Source organism: Lactobacillus sp. ESL1191, from assembly GCF_058504435.1.
Window position 1 is genome coordinate 914,945 of record NZ_CP196365.1, and the last position, 17,330, is coordinate 932,274.

Consider the following 17,330-nt stretch of genomic DNA (forward strand, 5'->3'; position numbering starts at 1 on the left):
GAAATTAGCTCTACTTTAAGAACGAAAACGCTTGACTTTCATCCGTTTCTTTTTATTTTTCTTAAACTTCTTACCCATATGGCGCATTGCCATCTTGGCCATCGGCGAATCCATGCCTGGCAACTGGTCCATCCCCTTAAGGTTGCCCTTAGTGATCTTGCTCATCATGTCCCGGGCCTGCTTAAACTGCTTGATCATCCGGTTAACTTCCACGATGGGCCGGCCTGAACCGGCTGCAATTCTACGTCGCCGGCTCGGATTTAGTAATTCTGGATCCTCACGTTCCTGCTCGGTCATCGAGGAAACAATGGCCTTAACGTAGGTGATTTGCTTTTTATCAAAATTGGCGTTTTTGAGCTGCGGGTTGTCAGCCATGCCAGGAATCATCTTCATAATCTGATCGAGTGGTCCCATCTTCTCAACCTGTTCCAGCTGGTCGATGAAGTCATTAAAATCGAAGGTATTTTCCTTCATTTTCGTTGCAACCGCTTCAGCCTTCTTGGCATCGTAGTCCTGCTGAGCCTTCTCAATTAGCGTCAGCATGTCACCCATACCCAAAATTCGCGATGCCATCCGGTCTGGATAGAATTGTTCCAAGTCGCTGAGTTTTTCGCCCTGACCAGTATAGATGATTGGCTTCCCTGTGACAGCTCTAATTGACAGCGCAGCCCCGCCCCGAGTATCACCATCGAGTTTGGTTAAAATAATCCCGGTAATATCCAACCGACTATCAAAGCCTTGGGCTACATCAGTAGCTGCTTGACCAGTCATTGCGTCGACAACCAACAAAATGTTGTCAGGTTTAGCTACAGCCTTGACTTGTTCCAGCTCTGCCATTAACGGTTCATCAATTTCAAGCCGACCAGCAGTATCGATAATTACATAGTCATTCTTGTTTTGGTCAGCTTGCTTAAGTCCGTTTTCAACAATTTGGGCAACGTTCTTTTGGTCTTGTTCACTATAAACGGGTACCTGCAGCTCCGTCCCTATCTGCTGAAGTTGTTCAATGGCAGCCGGCCGGTAAATATCCCCAGCAATGAGCAACGGACGAGCCTTTTCCTGTTTAATCAACTGGTTGGCTAGCTTACCAACCGTCGTCGTCTTACCGGTACCTTGTAAACCAACCATCATAATAATCGTTGGAATATGTTTAGACTTGGTCAAGGTGGTGCTGCTAGTTCCCATCATCTTAGTTAATTCATCATTAACTATCTTGATGACCTGTTGACCTGGATTCAGACTTTCCTGTACTTCCTTGCCCAGCGCCTCTTCTTTGATCTTCTTAATAAAATCCTTGACCACTTTAAAGTTAACGTCAGCTTCAAGCAATGCCAACCTAATTTCTCGGCTAGCCGTGTTGATATCTTCTGCCGAGATCTTACCCTTACCGGTTAAATTCTTCAGTGCCTTTTGAATTCTTTCACTTAAATTCTCAAAAGCCATGGCTTATTCTCCCCTCATTCTACTTAATAATTCATCAATTTGGTGCATTGCCTGGTCTGGCTCGTCCTGCCTTAGCTCATTGGCAATATCGGTTAGTTCTGCTTCAACCACACCGAATTCCCTTTTTAGATGCAGCTTTGCTTCATAATTGGCCAATAACTTCCGACAACGGCGCAGGTTGTCATAGATTGCTTGGCGAGAAACACCATGGTTGTCCGCTATTTCACCTAAGGAAAGATCATTATAGTAGTAATCTTCAAAATAATCCTGCTGGCTCTGCGTTAAGAGCTTGCTATAGTATGCGTAGAGGTCACCCAAGGCCTCATTTTTTTCGAGTTCGTTCATAACTTTCACCTTGAACCAGTATAGCAAAAATGCAGTCAGTTGACGATTGGGAAAGCACTTATTGACAAATTTAACATTAAGATACTTGTATATGATATTTGTTTTTATCAAGAAATTGATTATAATAACCATAGAAATAAGTTATTCAATTCGTCTAATTGATTTTAGGGTACCTAAGAATTTTGACCTAAGTACCCTTTTTTAAGTTGGACAAGTGCTAGCAGGCTGTGCTGTGAAGAGATCTTATCTCTAGATAAATTAGCCAATTTAAGGAGAAACATCGTGAGTTTATGGAAAACAATGAATCGGAAAGAGGATCCCGGCAGATACCAAAAAAAGGACGGACACCTCGTTCGGACACTAAAAGTACGGGACTTTCTAGCGCTTGGAGTTGGAACTATTGTATCAACTTCAATCTTTACTCTGCCCGGTGAAGTGGCCGCTCTACACACGGGACCAGCCGTAGCAATTTCCTGTGTGGTCGCCTCCTTGGTTGCTGGTCTAGTTGCCTTTGCATATGCCGAGATGGCCGCAGCAATGCCTTTTGCCGGCTCCGTTTACTCCTGGATCAACGTCATTTTCGGCGAATTTTGGGGCTGGATATCTGGTTGGGCACTGTTGGCCGAATATCTAATTGGAATGGCCTTTATTAGTTCCGGCCTTTCCGCAAATTTGCGGGCCCTAATTGCTCCTTTTGGATTAAGATTACCAGCTTGGCTGTCCAACCCATTAGGAGTCAACGGTGGTCTCCTGGATCTCGTTGCCTTAATTGCAATTGTAATTGCTGCAGTACTAGTGAGCTTTGGCGTGTCTAAAGCTTCCCGGGTCGAAAATATTTTGGTGGTGGTCAAGGTATTGGCCATCCTGCTTTTTGTCGTGGTTGGTCTAACTGCGGTTAAACGGGCCAATTTCACCCCCTTCATCCCTTCATACCGCATCACCAGTCATGGTCCCTTTGGTGGTTGGCAAGGCATCTATGCCGGTGTTTCCATGATCTATATTTCTTTTTTAGGTTTTGATACTATTGCCTCTAACTCGGCTGAGGCAGTCAATCCCCAAAAGACCATGCCTCGGGGTATTATTGGCTCACTACTCATTGCTGTTGTCCTCTTTGTTGCTGTCAGTCTAGTACTCGTTGGTATGGTACCATACCAACAATATCTCAACTCGGCCGAGCCAGTAGGCTACGCATTAAGACAGACCGGGCACGGAACTATCGCGTTAGTCGTACAAGCTGTCGCCATTTTAGGGATGTTTACTGCACTCATTGGCCTCTGCTTGGCCAGTTCACGGCTAGTCTACTCCTTTGGCCGCGATGGCATGGTACCTCGCACATTAGGCAAGTTAAACCAAGACCACCGACCTGCAAATTCCTTGTGGACGGTAGCAATCATCGCCATCGTTATTTCGGCCTTTATCCCCTTTTCATTTTTAACCCAGTTGGTTTCCGCTGGTACCCTGATTGCCTTCATGTTTGTATCAATGGGCATTTACCGGTTAAGACCACGGGAGGGGCGCGACATCGCTGATCCAGCTTTCAAGATGCCATTCTACCCCCTTCTGCCAGCCCTAGCCTTCTTAGGTTCATTTGCCGTCTTTTGGGGTCTAGACAGTCAAGCTAAAAAATACATGGGAATCTGGACGATTATCGGATTGCTGATTTATTACTTGTATGGCATTCGGCACTCTGCACTTAATGACCAATAGTTAAAGCTCTAACTTCTATACTTAAAGTAAGAAGCTAGAGCTTTTCTTTTACTTATTTATCTTAGACACAAATTGAGTATTTAACCAGCTGCCTTAGTCCAATTCCAGTGGTTAGCGAGGTTAATTTGCTCGCTCAAGACTTGCAGCGTCCAAAAGGCGATTGTAAAACCAACAACAATTAGCATGGACTGACCAAATGCTTGGTAAAACTTGGCATTGAAATTTACGGTGTTACCAATTAAATTGTTGTTTTTCGTAAACCAATAAACTGGCGTGAAGCAAGCAATTTTATTAACGAAACTGGGCAGCAAACTGCTAGAAACAAAGACTCCGCCTAAAAAACAACTGCCTAAACCGTAAATGTTTTCAAATCCATTTAAAGCTTGTACGTTTTTAAATAAACTAGTAATTAAGCTCGAAAGAGTGACAATTGAAAGGATAAAGAGCAAAGAATTAAGCATAAATAGCAAGGTCACTTTATTCGGATTTAGCCCCGCAGAAATGAAAATCAGAAACAAGAAAAGCGTACTCGTCGCCATCAGATAGGTCGACAAGCCTCGATTAATCTGCGTCGATAATGCGCGCGGCTTAAGCGGTGAACACTGGTTGCGTACTTTAATTTCCTGGCGATTAAAGACTAAATTCACCGTACTAAAGGCCCCAAAGATAATAATGAAAATTCCATAAGCAACTAGATTGTAAATAGTTGCTGCACCGCTTTGTTTTTCTCGCCTTTCATAAGATTCATCAAATTTAACCTTTCCTTGCTTGCTTAGAGTGTGGCTCGTCTTAGTTAAAAGTTGATCCCATTTTAAATTGGGCAATTTTGTTTGGTACAGCCGCAAAGTATTTAAATATTGATCAACGTTACTGTCGACCAACTCCTTGCTATAAGTACCAGGGCGAACTTGCGTTTTGAGTGCAGGCTTGCGACCTGACTTTATTTGCGCTTCAAAATCTGCCGGCAAGTACAAAATGTAATCCGCAGTTTGAAAAAATAGCGCATCATCAATTCCTTTTTGACTCTGGTCTTTAATATTAACAACTTTTTGCTGGTGGCCTAAATATTCGGTTAACGACTTAGTGAGCTTACTTGATTTAGTTGTAATTACCGCAACTTTGGCCGCTTGACTGGCAGAACTCTTTTGTTGAAAGGTAAAAATCAACAGCATCACCATCGTAACTCCCAAAGCCAAGATAAGTTCGGCGATATTTTTGAGTAATATTTTTAAAATCGTCTTATAAACTGTCATATTGCACCCGCCTTTCAAATCGGTAATCTAGTAAAATAAACAGGACTGTCAGTCCTAAAAGCCAAGCTAAATTCTGATAAAAAGTCGATAGTGACTGGTAAAAGAACAATTGATAGATACTATCGCTGATTAGATTAATCACATTTAGCTTGCCTAAAAGGGGCAAATTAAGGTCGATCCAGTATTTGATTTCTTGGGTCCCCATCATCCCGGCAAGTAAAGACAACAATGAAATGATTAGAGTAGAAAATCCGATTTTTTGTGAATAGCTGCGCTTACTCATTAAATTACCGGTTAGCTTACCTAAACAAATTTGCAAAATGCTCCCCATTAAGCAAACCAAGAGAATCAGCCCCCACCGGTTGCCAAAGTCAATTTGATATCCCCAATGGAAAACCGCTAGCACAATCAAGACGATCGCATAAAAGACAATTAACGCTGCAATTAAGTTGCTGATGACCACCATCATTTTAGGAACCGGCGTTAAAGCAAGGCGAATACCATTTTCTGATTGATCGGCCTGTTCGTCCTCGGCATTACGCAGGCCAAATTGTAGGCCATAACCGATTGTCATTGCAATTAAAGTAAAGAAATAAAAACTCATGATGCTAAAATTACGACCTTGGGCCTGATTAACGGTGTAGTGTTTATCGGTCACTTTTAAACTAGCTAAATTCACCTTGCCCGATTTTGCCAATTCCGTAAACAAGGCGCCATTTTGCTCATAGCGGCTTAAAATTTCTTTTAAAATGCTTTGATCGGCACCGTTCTCGGCAATCACTAATTTAATTGGCTGAGTATTTGTATCATAATAGCCGGCCAATTCTCCTGCTGCTAACTTCTTTTGCGCAGCTGCCAGGCTCAAGTGACTCACCTTAAAAACTGGCTTGTTTTTATTTTTCACTTCAGTTAAGCCGCGCCGCAATTCTCGGTCATTTCCCACCACGGCAACTGGCGTGCTCTTGTCTAACAACTGCATTTGGTCTAAATTACTAAAGACCAGTTTAAAGAAAAAACCCATAATTAAAGGAAAAATTAGGGTCCAAAAAAGCAAGTTTCGGTTACCCAGCAGAACTTTAACCCGGTAATAAATTAAGTGTCTCATCATGCTTCATCCCTCAGTTCACGACCGGTGATTGTTAAGAAGACATCGTTTAGCGTCACTTCTTTAGTATGAAGATCAGCATAGACAATTTTATTTTGTTGCAAATATTCAAGGACCGGCAACATCGTTTGTTGCAAGTCGGTACTAGTAATTGCTAAAGTTAGATCAACGTAATTAAGTTCTTGAACCGCTGGCATGCTTAACAAAGTAGCTTCTTCTGCTTTAGTAAGCAAAGGAACCGTTATGACAATCTGTTCGTTAGCTTTGACCATCGCCTTAAGTTCAGCAGCAGAACCCTTAGCAATGACTGAACCATGGTCCAAAATCACAATTTGGTTACACAAAAACTCAACTTCTTCCATGTAGTGAGTTGTGTAAACGACGGTCGCCCCATTTCGGTTCAATTCTTTAATGCTCTCCAAAATTCGATTGCGACTTTGCGGATCTACGGCAACTGTCGGTTCATCTAGAAAAATCAATTCAGGCTGATGAGCAATTCCGCAAGCAATATTAAGGCGCCGGGCTAAGCCCCCACTAAGCTGCTTGGGATAAAATTTAGTAAAGTCCTGCAAGCCAACTAATTCAATCGTCTGATCCACATTCTTTGCTACCTGCGCCCGATCTTTAAGATATAAACCGCAATAGTAACTAATGTTTTCCTGTACCGTGAGCTCTTTAAAAAACGCCAGGTCCTGGGGAACAATCCCAATGCGCTCTTTAATTGCGTAGCTATCTGCCTTCATCGCTTGATCAAAAACTTTAATTTCGCCCCGATCATAACTAAGTAGTGCTAAAATACAGTTAATCATCGTTGATTTGCCACTACCATTTGGTCCTAACAAGCCAAGAATGTCACCTTTTTGAACTTGCAAATCGACGTGATTAAGTGCCGTCAACTCGCGATAGCGTTTGACTAAATTCTGAACATCAATAATCATTTTGAACTCCTCACCTTAATCTGATATCTTCTACTATATAAACTTGTTCCTAAGTTGCCCAGTGACTTTGGGCTAAAAATAGGTGACAAATGTCATGAAACGGATTCAATTATGAAATTAACAAACCATTTTTATTTAGAAATCAGCTTTTTAACTGCTGGCGGAATCGTCTTAATGTGCAGTCAGAGATTTGACCCGCTAATGATTCGTGTCGTGTTAATTAGCATTATTAGCCTTAATCTCAGTTTCTGGATACCGGCCGGAGACCTCCTCATGACCCTTTTACTGGCAGGTCTAGCTCTTTTTGATCCCAGCTTTATCTATTTTTTCCCAGTCATTGTCCGCGTAACGCTTTTACAGACAAAGCCGCACAAGTTGCTTTTGCTAGTTATTCCGCTGCTGATTCAGCTTAACTGGTTAAAACTATTAGTTCTCTTGGCTTGCCTGCTCGCCTGTTATTTTGCTTACGAAGACCGTGAACTTGACCGGGCCCAACAAGAAAAGCGCCAGCTCCAAGACGATAGTTTTGAACAGCTCCTTACACTCCAACAACAAAAACTTGACCTTGAGACTAACGAACAAACAAAATTAAGGCTCCAACTAGCTAATGAGCGCAACCGAATTGCTCGTGATATCCACGACAATGTTGGTCATCTCTTGTCTAGTAGCATTATCCAACTCGGAGCGGTGACACTACTGAACCAGGATGCAAAACTTACCAAGCCGTTAACTGAGCTTAACACCACCGTTAATCGCGCCATGGATAGTATCAGAAATAGTGTACACGGCATTCAAGCACAAGCCTTAACTTTGAGCCAGGCTCTCAAACCAATTATCGCTGACTTTACTTTTTGCACGCTTCAAATCGCAGGCAACCCATTTGATGAAACCTCTTTTAAGCAAAACCAAATTATCGTGATGACTGTCAAAGAAGCCTTTACCAATGTGCTTAAACATTCTAACGCCAGTCTGGTCACGCTTAAATTTCAAACCCTACCAGCTTTTTACCAAGTGCAAATTGCTGACAATGGAACAAGCAAAGGCTCGTTTTCACGGGGGATGGGGTTAGCAAGTATGCAGCAAAGAGCCGAGGAAGTTGGAGGCCAACTTCATTTGTATCAGGGTAACAAGGGTTTTAGCATCACTTTAATTCTACCCAGAAAGGAAGAAAATGTTAAAAATAGTCTTAGTTGATGACGATCATCTGGTTACTCAAGCACTAACCACGATCATTGCTGCTGAAGCTGATTTGGAAGTGGTGGCCTGCGCCCACCAAGCAAGTGCTGCCGTGGACTACTATCAGCAATATCACCCCGACGTCATTCTCCTTGATATTCGCCTGGGTAAATCGTCGGGCCTAGCCGCGGCCCAACAAATTCTGCTGGCCGATCCCGCCGCCAAAATACTATTGTTGACAACTTTTAGCGATGACGAATACCTCGCAAAATCGATGCAGCTCGGGGTCAAAGGTTACTTAATTAAGCAAAATCTAGCTGCGATTGTTCCCGCAATTCGAACAGCAGCTGCTGATCAAACCGTTTTTAGCCCCGAAATTATGGAGAAATTGCAAAGTAGCTACACCCAACTTGAAGCTGAAGTAGACCTAACGCAACGTGAAAAAGATATTTTGACCTTAATCGCCCAGGGACTTAATAATAAAGAAATTGCTCAACAATTATTGTTAAGTGAAGGCACCATCCGTAACTACATTAGCCAATTGTTAGACAAGTTAGCCCTCCGCGACCGCACGCAACTTGCGATATTTTACTACCGCCATTTTAAGCATTAAAAAAACTCAATCAATGATTGAGTTTTTCAATGTTTTTCTATCTGCTATTGAGTGTTGCCGGATAATTATTCCAGAGATTGTTTTCAAATATACTTTCATAATCAGCCCTGTGCCAATGACAATTAATGCTAGTAGTAGCGCTCCACAAGGACAAGGGTTGAAACTTTGAAGTATCTTTATTACCATGTTTTTAACGTCAGCAAAGGCTAAATAATGGCGTGCGTCCCACAAGTTAAACATCTTTCGAGCCTCGTTTTAGAATTGATTCAGGCTTTTTTTAGTTCATGGATCATTATAAATTCTTCTTCGTTTTCGTCGATGATAGTAAAACCGACTTTCTGATACATTCTAAGAGCATAATTATCTTTTTGCACCGCTAGACTCGCTTTTTGGTAAATATTTTGAGCTTGCAAATATTTTAACATCGCCCGCATCCAAAAGAGTTCCAATTCCTTTATTTCTATTTTCTGGTCGGACGGAGATGGCAAATTCAGGGGTATCGCCATCGACACTGCCAAATCCGTTGATGATTCTAACCCAACAAGCTCCTAGGATGTATCCACCTTCTTCATCGACCAAGCAATAATCATCTTTGTAATTACCAAAGTCTTTGATATAAACCGCGAGATCTGGTTCTTCAATGATGCTTTTGGGAAGAAGTTCAGTTCCTTCACGCTGAAATATTGCATAGTATAGGAAATCTTTTAGTATTGAGATTTCTTCTGTTTTAAGAGGTCTTATTGTCATTTTATTTCGTCTCCTGTTATCAATCCTTTGATGAATGTTTCAAAATCTTTGGCTAGAAAAGTGATTTTTTAATCAAATTTTTAATTACCATAGTTGCAAAATTAAATATTTTTATTAGGTTACGAAAATTGCCAAAAACCAGCTATAATATTTTGCGTTGATTCATTCTTATACAGATATAAAGCACCATAGCCAAAGATATATTCCCCAACCACACCATTTGGGTAATAATCTTCATCTATTTCTATGAAGAAATCATAATTATCTTTCTGTAAATATTCGTAATAAGACGTTTCATCTTGAATTAGCTCTGGAGAATCAGCTTTAGTTATAAAATCAAATTCGTTATCCGACGCCTTATCATATCCAACAATGTTTGTCTTGTTGATCGATTTTGCAATGTATAGATCATTTGCACTTTCCACAGAAAACGGATGTGTAAAAACTTTCACTGAGCAATTCGGATAAATATTGTCATCAATCATATTTTTATAATCAATTGGCGAAAGCACGGTAATATATTCTTTAGAATTATCTGGATTTTGAACGGTCAAGTAAAAGTTATAACCTTTAATATCGTCTAATTTATCCGTGAAAAATTCGGGGATATTTCCTCCGATTCGTCCGATAACATTACTACTTTCAGAACTGCTTATTCTAGCGATCAAATTTGTTTGTGACATTTTTCATCCTCAAATTTTTTAATTATTGGGCATCATTCTAAAAAGTGATCCCCTTCCATTTCTGGCTTACGCTGGAATACATTTTTTTGAGTCAATCAACCATTTATTGTTGGAATTAATCATTATGTATCGATATTTAATCTTGCTATCTTCAACTACTGGGTGAGTCCAGATCGTCTCAACCTCGACTTTTTTGGAGAGCGGATGGTCACGTTTATAATTTTGTTCAGTTTCCACTTCCCAGATATTCATTTCTTTCATAAACGAATACAGCTGATTTTCCAATTCTCTTTTGTCTATTTGTTCCATTCCTCGTACTCATATGTTATTTCGTCAAAATCATAATCTATTTGAATGTGAAATGTTAAATCATCGGGAATAATTCTAATTTCGTCAGAAACCAATTCATCAAAATTGTATTTATCTGAAAGATCATTTAGTACCCGATAAGCGCCAAAAAACTTCCATTATTCATCGATTAACAAATAATAAGGCTGATTATTTACCTTTGTTCTGATAAAATTCGCAACTTCTTTGTAATCAGAAGTGCTTTCTTGTACCCTCGCCAAAATTGGCTTCCGATTAATTGTTTCGATGATCAAGTCGGTATCTTCTAAACTAAGAAATCTATCAGTCTTGACAGCTTCATTTGTAAAGGTCTGAATTTTATTGAAATAGCGATCCCGATGAATCTTGACTTGCCCTCTTCGATAAAACAATTCACGTTTATATTCTTTTTTCATATGATCCATTTATTTTCATAATCGCAGAAATGAATTTTTCAAATGAATAAATTCGGTCATATATTTTTTACTAACCTTGCAAAGCCAAGTTCCTCTCAATAGAACTAATAACATTGCTACCTAGTAGAGTTTGAGCGTCCTCAATAAGCTTAACTTCTATTTGTCTATCACAACTGCAAATTAATTTAGATAAAACTATTGCAAATTCTGATTTTTAGTATAAAGTAAAAACCTTGATCTATCTAACATTCTTAGATTTGATTCAGCAAGAGTAGTTTTAATTATATAAAAACACACTTTACCAACTAAGCAAAGTGTTATTTTTACAGTTTATTTTAAAGCGTGTTTTACTACAAATTAGCATCCATGTTAAAAGTCAACTTGGACATGTTGATGGAGTCAATCATCATTTGTGCCCAGAGTTTTTCGGACCGCTTGCGCGTGTATGCGACAGTCTCTTGGTTGGCCTTAGTCAAGTAGGACGTGAGCGCAGCCCCAGCCTTGCCCTGTGCACCAGCAATCACATCCTCAACGCGGCGGCGGTAGTACTGGTTGAGCTCATTCAAATAAACAGTATCTAGTTGAACGAACTGCGGATAGTGACTTTCAACCAGTGCCGCAAGTGATTTATAGTACCACCACGCATCATTCATATTATAGTCCATTGAAGTGTTGTTATAGGATGGATCCGTGTCGCTCATATTACTTAAGAACGGCACGAAGGGCGTAAAGGTCGGCCCACCAATACAGAGCCACATAACTCCGGCCCGGTCATTTGGTACATCACTTCTGATCTGCAAAATATGAGCATTCTGAGTCCGGTTCAAGCTGATTGGACGGAAACGGTGCTTCTCCTCTTCCGTGCCCTTACCAAAAGGATCGTAAGGCGTATTTTGGTAATGACTACCCAGAACGAATTCAATATCTTCCCGAGTAATCTTCTTAGCAGCCCGGCGGATAAAGGGCAGGTCACCATCAGTTGGATCTTGCTCTACTTCAGGATTAAAGTACTTTTGGCCGTACCAAACCCGGTTAGTATTATAGTAGCGGTCCTGCTGACTGTAAGTACCAAAAATATGACGAAAGTTCCAGCCTTCATGGTCAACGTTTAAGTGGTACTCCGTCACGAAATTCTGAATTCCCTCACTCCACATAAAGTTAGCGGGATCGTCAAAGTCCACCTGCTCAATTGAAACGCGATTGGCAGCAACGACATAGGCATCATCGGGAATGCGTTGGGCTACCCAGTGGTGACCGGTAACAATTTCCATGTACCAAATCTCATCTTTATCTCCAAAAAGAACCGAGTTACCCGCAGGCGAGCCGTATTTTTTAATCAACTGGCCGAGATATTCTACGCCGCCCCGCGCCGAATGGATATATGGTAGAACCACTGTCTGCATGCAATCCTCGTCCAAACCGTCCTTAACCAAGGGATCAAAGGCCAGAGCACGTTCATTGCCGTAGGTTGATTCGGTACAGGACATGGCCACATTCTCCTGGTTAATCCCACTCTCATCATAGTAGCCCCGATGCTTGTAGTCAACATTAGGAACAGCCGGAACCGCTTGAGCGTCCTCTGGTAGGTCCATCCTAAACTCGTTGAGCCATGACTTAATCTGCCGGCCCTGCTTGCCCTTGACTGCAGGTTGAATCACGAACTTCTGCGGGGTAATCGGACGGAAAGTATCATCGTTGCGGGCAATCATTGTTGAGCCGTCAACGGAAGCTTTTTTACCAACTAAAATGGTTGTACATGCACTATATTCTTTCATTAATGTAAACTCCTTTTTATCTGTTTAAACTAGATCATGGAAAAGACCCACAGCATAACTAGCGGCGTCAAAGTCGGCTAGATCGCTGGACTTTTCTCCTAGTCCAACTAACTTTACGGGCAACTTCATTTCGTTCCTGATTGCTAGGACCACCCCGCCTTTAGACGAGCCATCGAGTTTAGTTAGAACTAACCCGGTCAACTTAGTCGTCTTATCAAAATCCTTGGCTTGAAGCAGTGCGTTCTGACCAGTTGAACCATCTAAGACCAACAGGGTTTCTGTCGGTTCAGCTGGTGCTTGCTTTTTGATGGTACGTTCAATCTTTTCTAGTTCACCCATCAAGTTCTTCTTATTCTGCAAGCGACCGGCTGTATCGATTAGCAGGTAATCGACTTGATCGTGCAAAGCCTTAGTAGTCGCATCAAAGACCACCGAGGCGGGATCAGCCTGATCCTTACCGGTCACCACCGGGACATCTACGCGCTTGCCCCATTCAACCAACTGCTCCACCGCACCTGCTCTGAAGGTATCAGCAGCAGCTAGCAGGACTGATTTGCCTTCATCCCTAAAGCGTTTGGCCAACTTACCAACCGTGGTAGTCTTACCGGCTCCATTGACGCCAACAAAGAGATAAATGTTAGTCTTACCGTCCTGATGGACTCGCAAGTGTTCATTGTCTGCATCGCCATTTTTATCATATAGTTCAACCAGTTTTTCAACAATCACTTTTTTCAAGTCATCACGCGACTTAGCGTTTTGCAACTTCGCTTCGTTCCGTAACTCCGTGGTCAAGTCTGTGGCAGTTTCATAACCCACGTCAGATTCGATTAGGAGCTCTTCCAGATTATCGAAGAAGTCCTCATCGACCGCGCGAAACTGGGCAAAGAATTGGTTGAGTCGAGCCCCAAAGCCCTTATTAGTCTTTTCCAGTCCTTTCTCATACAACTCTTCCTGGCTAAGTGACTCTGCTGGGACGGGTTCATTAATCTCCTCTGCTTGCTCTTCATCTGCTGCCTGCCCAGCAACTGGTTCAGCGGCGGCAGACGGTTCTTCTTTAGTCAGTTCTTGATCGGGCTGTTCTGCCCGGATTGTTTCAGGCGATGCCTCAGCTTTTTCTACTGAGCCAGCTTCGAGCTCCTTGGCCTCTTTTGCTTGTTTTTCTTCGTCGGGTTTAGCCTCTTCTTCGCCAAACAGCGACTTTTTAATTTTATCAAATAAGCCCACTTTCAACTCACCTCATCTTTTAATTCCTTTAGTGAAACCGACAGCACCTGCGAGACGCCTGACTCTTGCATCACCACGCCGTATAGTTGGTCGGCACGTTCCATTGTACCTCGCCTATGCGTAATGACAATGAACTGGGTATGCATGTCGTATTTTTCCAAAAACTCGGCAAACCGGGTCACGTTCGCATCATCTAATGCAGCTTCAACTTCATCCAATACACAAAACGGAACAGGCTTAACCTTGAGCATCGCAAAGAGCAAGGTGATCGCCGTCAGGGCACGCTCGCCGCCAGACAGCAAACTTAAGCGCTGCAACTTTTTGCCCGGTGGCTGAGCAACAATTTCCACCCCTGTGGTTAAGAGATTCTCAGGATCAGTTAGTACTAACCGGGCACTGCCACCGCCAAAGACCACGGGATAGAGCTCAGCAAAACTCTTAGCAACCGCATTGAAAGTCCTGTTGAAGCGGCTACATACTTCAGAATCAAGCTCGGCCATCGATTCGCGCAGGTTGTCGCGACCCTTAAGGAGGTCTTCCTGCTGACCAATCAAGAAGTCATACCGTTTTTTAACATCTTCATATTCGTCAATTGCCTGCAAGTTAACCGGTCCAATATCGGCTAGAGATAACTGATGCAGTCTAACGCTCTTTTGCAAACGGGCTCGCGTTTCATCATTGTTCTCATCCTCAGCTTGCTTAAGAGCCGCCTCAAAAGTCAAAGCATATTCCTTACGCAATTTTTCCAAACGCTGGTCAATTTTGCCAGCAAGCTGGGCGATTTTAACCGAAAGGTTCTCCTGCTCACTAGCAGCAGCCTTGCGCAAATCATAATTCCGGCTGGCCACCTGGTCAAGTTGCGTGATTTTAGCATCGTACTGGCCCAGTTTAGCACTCAGATTACCAAGCTCCCTTTCTAAGTCTTCCTTGCGGGCCGACTCCTGCTTGATTTCGGCATTCAGCTCCTGCTTCTTCTCCTGGTCCATAGTGCCCGTTTGTTCAAGGGCGGTTAGCTTCTCCGTAATACCCTCTATCTGTCTTTGACACTGGATTAAGCTATGCTCTTTTTCCGTTTTTTGCTTGGCCAAATTTTCAAGCTTGTTGGACAAGACGGCCAATTGTGGATCTAGTTCAGCCAGTTTGTCTTGAACCTGCTGGTTGAGGGACGTATAGTTCTTAATCCGGTCCTGGATATCACTGATAGCTGCCTTCTGCTTATTAATCTTCTGCACGAAGCCTTCCTTCTGGTCTTCGGCTTTCTTAATTTTAGTTTGTAATTCGGCTACTTGCTTGGCTCGTTCAGCTTGACGTGATTCTAGGAGTTCACTTGCAGCTTTTAAGCGCTTGACTTCCTTTTCCTGGTTTTGGTAAGACAAGACCGCTTCACCTAGTTCGCGGTTATATTCTTGTTCCTTGAGCCGTACCTGATCGATTCCTTGATCAAGACTTGCACTTGCTGCAGTTAGTTGGCTGAACTTGGCTTGGTCCGTAGCTAATTTTTGCTTTAAGATCTTAATACTCTGTTTAAGTTCGTTCAGCTCTGCTACTGTCTGCAGCGGTGAGTTATTCTTCTGGTTACGCGCACCACCAGTCATCGACCCGCCCGGAGCAATCACGTCGCCATCAAGGGTAACAATGCGGTAGCGAGCAATCCGCTGGCGCATATTCAGAGCATGGTCAATTGTATCAACGATGACTGTACTACCTAGCAAGTAGTTGATCGCCGGACTGATATCTTCAGTTGTATTACTGGCAACGAGCTCACTGGCGATACCCTGAAAACCATCATACGATTCCATAATCTTAACGGTAGAAGACGGAATTGAATATTCACGTAGTCCATCAAGGGGCAAAAAAGTCGCCCGTCCGGCACGACTAGACTTGAGTTGATTAATTGCATCTCGTGCGCTGACACGGCTAGTTGTGACTAAATCCTGGACACCACCGCCAAGCGCAGTTGCCATAGCTGCTTCTAATTTAGCCGGAAAGGTAATTAGTTCACCAATAGCACCAATAACGCCAGGATAATCTGGCAAATGATTAAGGACATTCTTGACCCCATAATAGTAGCCTTCATGCCGTTTACGGATATTTTCAAGTGCTTCGTAGCGCGCCTGCACTTGACTGTATCGTTGATTGTTTTTATTTACGACCCGCTGTAAGTCAGCCAACTTAGCTTGTTTTTGGGCCTGTTCTGCGGTTAGAGTAGCCAACTTAGACTTTTGTGCCTGGTATTTTTCCTTGAGCGTAGTGCCTTGTTTGCGCAAGCGTTCAAGTTCTGCCGTTGACTGGTCAAGCTGCTTGCTTACATCATCATTTTGATAATCATCATCATTGCCAGCACGATTCAATTCGGATTGCAGGTAGACAATCTCATTATTGTTGGATGTCTGATCCTGCAACAACTGAATATAAGTGGCCCGTAAATCTTCCAGCTGCTGGTTTAATTGCTTGGGATCTGAGTCCAAACGTTTGGTTAAACCTCTACGCTGATCTTGGAGCTGCTTTTGCTCTTTGGTTAGTTCTTCTGCTTGCTTCTTTAAAGTAGCACATTCTGCCGCTAAACTGCTGGCTTGTTCCTTCAAGTCAGTCAGTTCCGTGCGGTATTCCTTCTTAGTTGCCTCGCTATACTGCTTGCTTTGTTCCGCCACCTGCAAATTAGTGTTAATGTCTGAAAGCTTCTTAGTCAAGACCAATAAGTCATGCTGAATCTGTTCACGTTGCGTGCTGATCTGCTTATACTCATCACGCTTAGCTGCAACTGCACTTTGAGACTCCTTTACCTCACGATCAAGTTTTGATAAGAGTACCTGATTTTGATCTGCTTGCTGCTGTACCCCCTGCTTCTGCTGGTTCAAATCCTCGATTTCAAACGCTAGCAGGGTTTTCAAGTCATGGTCAAGACCTGATTTTTGAAATTGATATTCCTTCGCCAGCGAACTCTGCTCATGAAGTGGCTCAATCCGTTGCTCCAGCTCCTTCACCAGGTCATTAATCCGCACCAAATTTTCCGTAGTCTGTTCGAGTTGCGCGCTCGCTTCTTCCTTTTGCTTTTTAAAGTGCAAAATACCGGCTGCCTCTTCAAACAGACTCCGTCGGTCTTCGGGCCGGGAATTTAAAATTTGGTCAACCCGTCCTTGCGAAATGATGGCCAGACTGTCTTGGGAGATACCCGAATCCATGAATAAGGCCCGTACGTCACGCTGGCGCACGCTATGCTTGTTAATCAGATATTCGTTATCACCAGACCGTAAGATACGCCTAGTCACTACCACCTGCTCGGCGTCAAAGTTCAGTTCATGTTTCTTGTTGTCAAAAACCAGCGCGACCTCAGCATGAGTGGCCGGTTTACGAAATTCACTGCCGGCGAAAATGACATCTTTCATGTTTGATCCCCGCAGTGACTTGGCACTCGACTCACCCATTACCCAACGAATCGCTTCCGTAATATTGCTCTTACCACTGCCGTTGGGACCAACAATGCCAGTGATACCACTGTCAAACTTGATTTTAGTTTTTTCGGCAAATGATTTAAAACCATCAATCGTTAATTCTGTTAATGGCACACACTTATCCTC

15 protein-coding genes are annotated in these 17,330 nt (G+C 42.7%); 3 read left to right on the forward strand and 12 right to left on the reverse strand.

Annotated features, from left to right (window positions below; genetic code table 11):
* Positions 1–15: 15 nt before the first annotated feature.
* Complete coding sequence (ffh, locus tag ACSYSN_RS04815; RefSeq protein ID WP_317636910.1) at positions 16–1,443, reverse strand: signal recognition particle protein; 1,428 nt, start codon at positions 1,441–1,443, stop codon at positions 16–18.
* Between the two features lie 3 nt (positions 1,444–1,446).
* On the reverse strand, positions 1,447–1,788 hold the full coding sequence (gene ylxM, locus ACSYSN_RS04820; protein WP_491711797.1) for a YlxM family DNA-binding protein: 342 nt from the start codon (positions 1,786–1,788) through the stop codon (positions 1,447–1,449).
* A gap of 282 nt (positions 1,789–2,070) precedes the next feature.
* On the opposite strand from ylxM, the gene ACSYSN_RS04825 reads away from it, so the two are divergent.
* Entirely contained in the window at positions 2,071–3,495 is a 1,425-nt protein-coding gene (locus tag ACSYSN_RS04825; protein WP_491711798.1) for an APC family permease, read from the forward strand.
* An 80-nt stretch (positions 3,496–3,575) separates the two neighbouring features.
* Here ACSYSN_RS04825 and ACSYSN_RS04830 read toward each other — a convergent pair whose 3' ends face one another.
* The 3 genes from ACSYSN_RS04830 to ACSYSN_RS04840 are packed head-to-tail and all read right to left on the reverse strand — an operon-like array spanning position 3,576 to position 6,791.
* Positions 3,576–4,748 (reverse strand): ABC transporter permease, encoded by a 1,173-nt coding sequence (locus ACSYSN_RS04830; RefSeq protein WP_491711799.1) that lies wholly within the window; start codon positions 4,746–4,748, stop codon positions 3,576–3,578.
* The gene (locus ACSYSN_RS04835) at positions 4,735–5,856 is read right to left on the reverse strand and encodes an ABC transporter permease (RefSeq protein ID WP_491711800.1); all 1,122 of its coding nucleotides are present in this window, start codon (positions 5,854–5,856) and stop codon (positions 4,735–4,737) included. Before ACSYSN_RS04835 ends, ACSYSN_RS04830 begins: the two co-directional genes overlap by 14 nt.
* Positions 5,853–6,791: an ABC transporter ATP-binding protein gene (locus tag ACSYSN_RS04840; protein WP_491711801.1), complete on the reverse strand. Its 939-nt coding sequence runs from the start codon at positions 6,789–6,791 to the stop codon at positions 5,853–5,855. The genes ACSYSN_RS04835 and ACSYSN_RS04840 overlap by 4 nt, the downstream gene beginning before the upstream one ends.
* 111 nt (positions 6,792–6,902) lie before the next feature.
* Here ACSYSN_RS04840 and ACSYSN_RS04845 point away from each other — a divergent pair, with 111 nt between their 5' ends.
* Together ACSYSN_RS04845 and ACSYSN_RS04850 are read left to right on the forward strand one after the other, a co-directional pair.
* A complete protein-coding gene (locus tag ACSYSN_RS04845; protein WP_491711802.1) occupies positions 6,903–7,985 on the forward strand; it encodes a sensor histidine kinase in 1,083 nt (360 codons plus the stop codon).
* Positions 7,963–8,580 carry a response regulator gene (locus ACSYSN_RS04850; protein ID WP_491711803.1) on the forward strand — a complete coding sequence of 206 codons (618 nt, stop codon included), beginning with the start codon at positions 7,963–7,965 and terminating at the stop codon, positions 8,578–8,580. The genes ACSYSN_RS04845 and ACSYSN_RS04850 overlap by 23 nt, the downstream gene beginning before the upstream one ends.
* 360 nt (positions 8,581–8,940) lie before the next feature.
* On the opposite strand, the gene ACSYSN_RS04855 is transcribed toward ACSYSN_RS04850, so the two are convergent.
* The 7 genes from ACSYSN_RS04855 to smc form a co-directional block, all read right to left on the reverse strand.
* Positions 8,941–9,327: a GNAT family N-acetyltransferase gene (locus ACSYSN_RS04855; RefSeq protein ID WP_491711804.1), complete on the reverse strand. Its 387-nt coding sequence runs from the start codon at positions 9,325–9,327 to the stop codon at positions 8,941–8,943.
* A gap of 119 nt (positions 9,328–9,446) precedes the next feature.
* Positions 9,447–10,010 carry a hypothetical protein gene (locus ACSYSN_RS04860; protein WP_491711805.1) on the reverse strand — a complete coding sequence of 188 codons (564 nt, stop codon included), beginning with the start codon at positions 10,008–10,010 and terminating at the stop codon, positions 9,447–9,449.
* 66 nt (positions 10,011–10,076) lie between these two features.
* Entirely contained in the window at positions 10,077–10,319 is a 243-nt protein-coding gene (locus tag ACSYSN_RS04865) for a hypothetical protein (protein WP_491711806.1), read from the reverse strand.
* A gap of 158 nt (positions 10,320–10,477) precedes the next feature.
* Entirely contained in the window at positions 10,478–10,753 is a 276-nt protein-coding gene (locus ACSYSN_RS04870; RefSeq protein WP_491711807.1) for a hypothetical protein, read from the reverse strand.
* 350 nt (positions 10,754–11,103) lie between these two features.
* On the reverse strand, positions 11,104–12,528 hold the full coding sequence (locus tag ACSYSN_RS04875; RefSeq protein ID WP_491711808.1) for a C69 family dipeptidase: 1,425 nt from the start codon (positions 12,526–12,528) through the stop codon (positions 11,104–11,106).
* A gap of 24 nt (positions 12,529–12,552) precedes the next feature.
* Positions 12,553–13,752 (reverse strand): signal recognition particle-docking protein FtsY, encoded by a 1,200-nt coding sequence (gene ftsY / locus ACSYSN_RS04880; protein ID WP_491711809.1) that lies wholly within the window; start codon positions 13,750–13,752, stop codon positions 12,553–12,555.
* Positions 13,753–13,754: 2 nt separating this feature from the next.
* The gene (gene smc, locus ACSYSN_RS04885; RefSeq protein ID WP_491711810.1) at positions 13,755–17,318 is read right to left on the reverse strand and encodes a chromosome segregation protein SMC; all 3,564 of its coding nucleotides are present in this window, start codon (positions 17,316–17,318) and stop codon (positions 13,755–13,757) included.
* Positions 17,319–17,330: the final 12 nt, after the last annotated feature.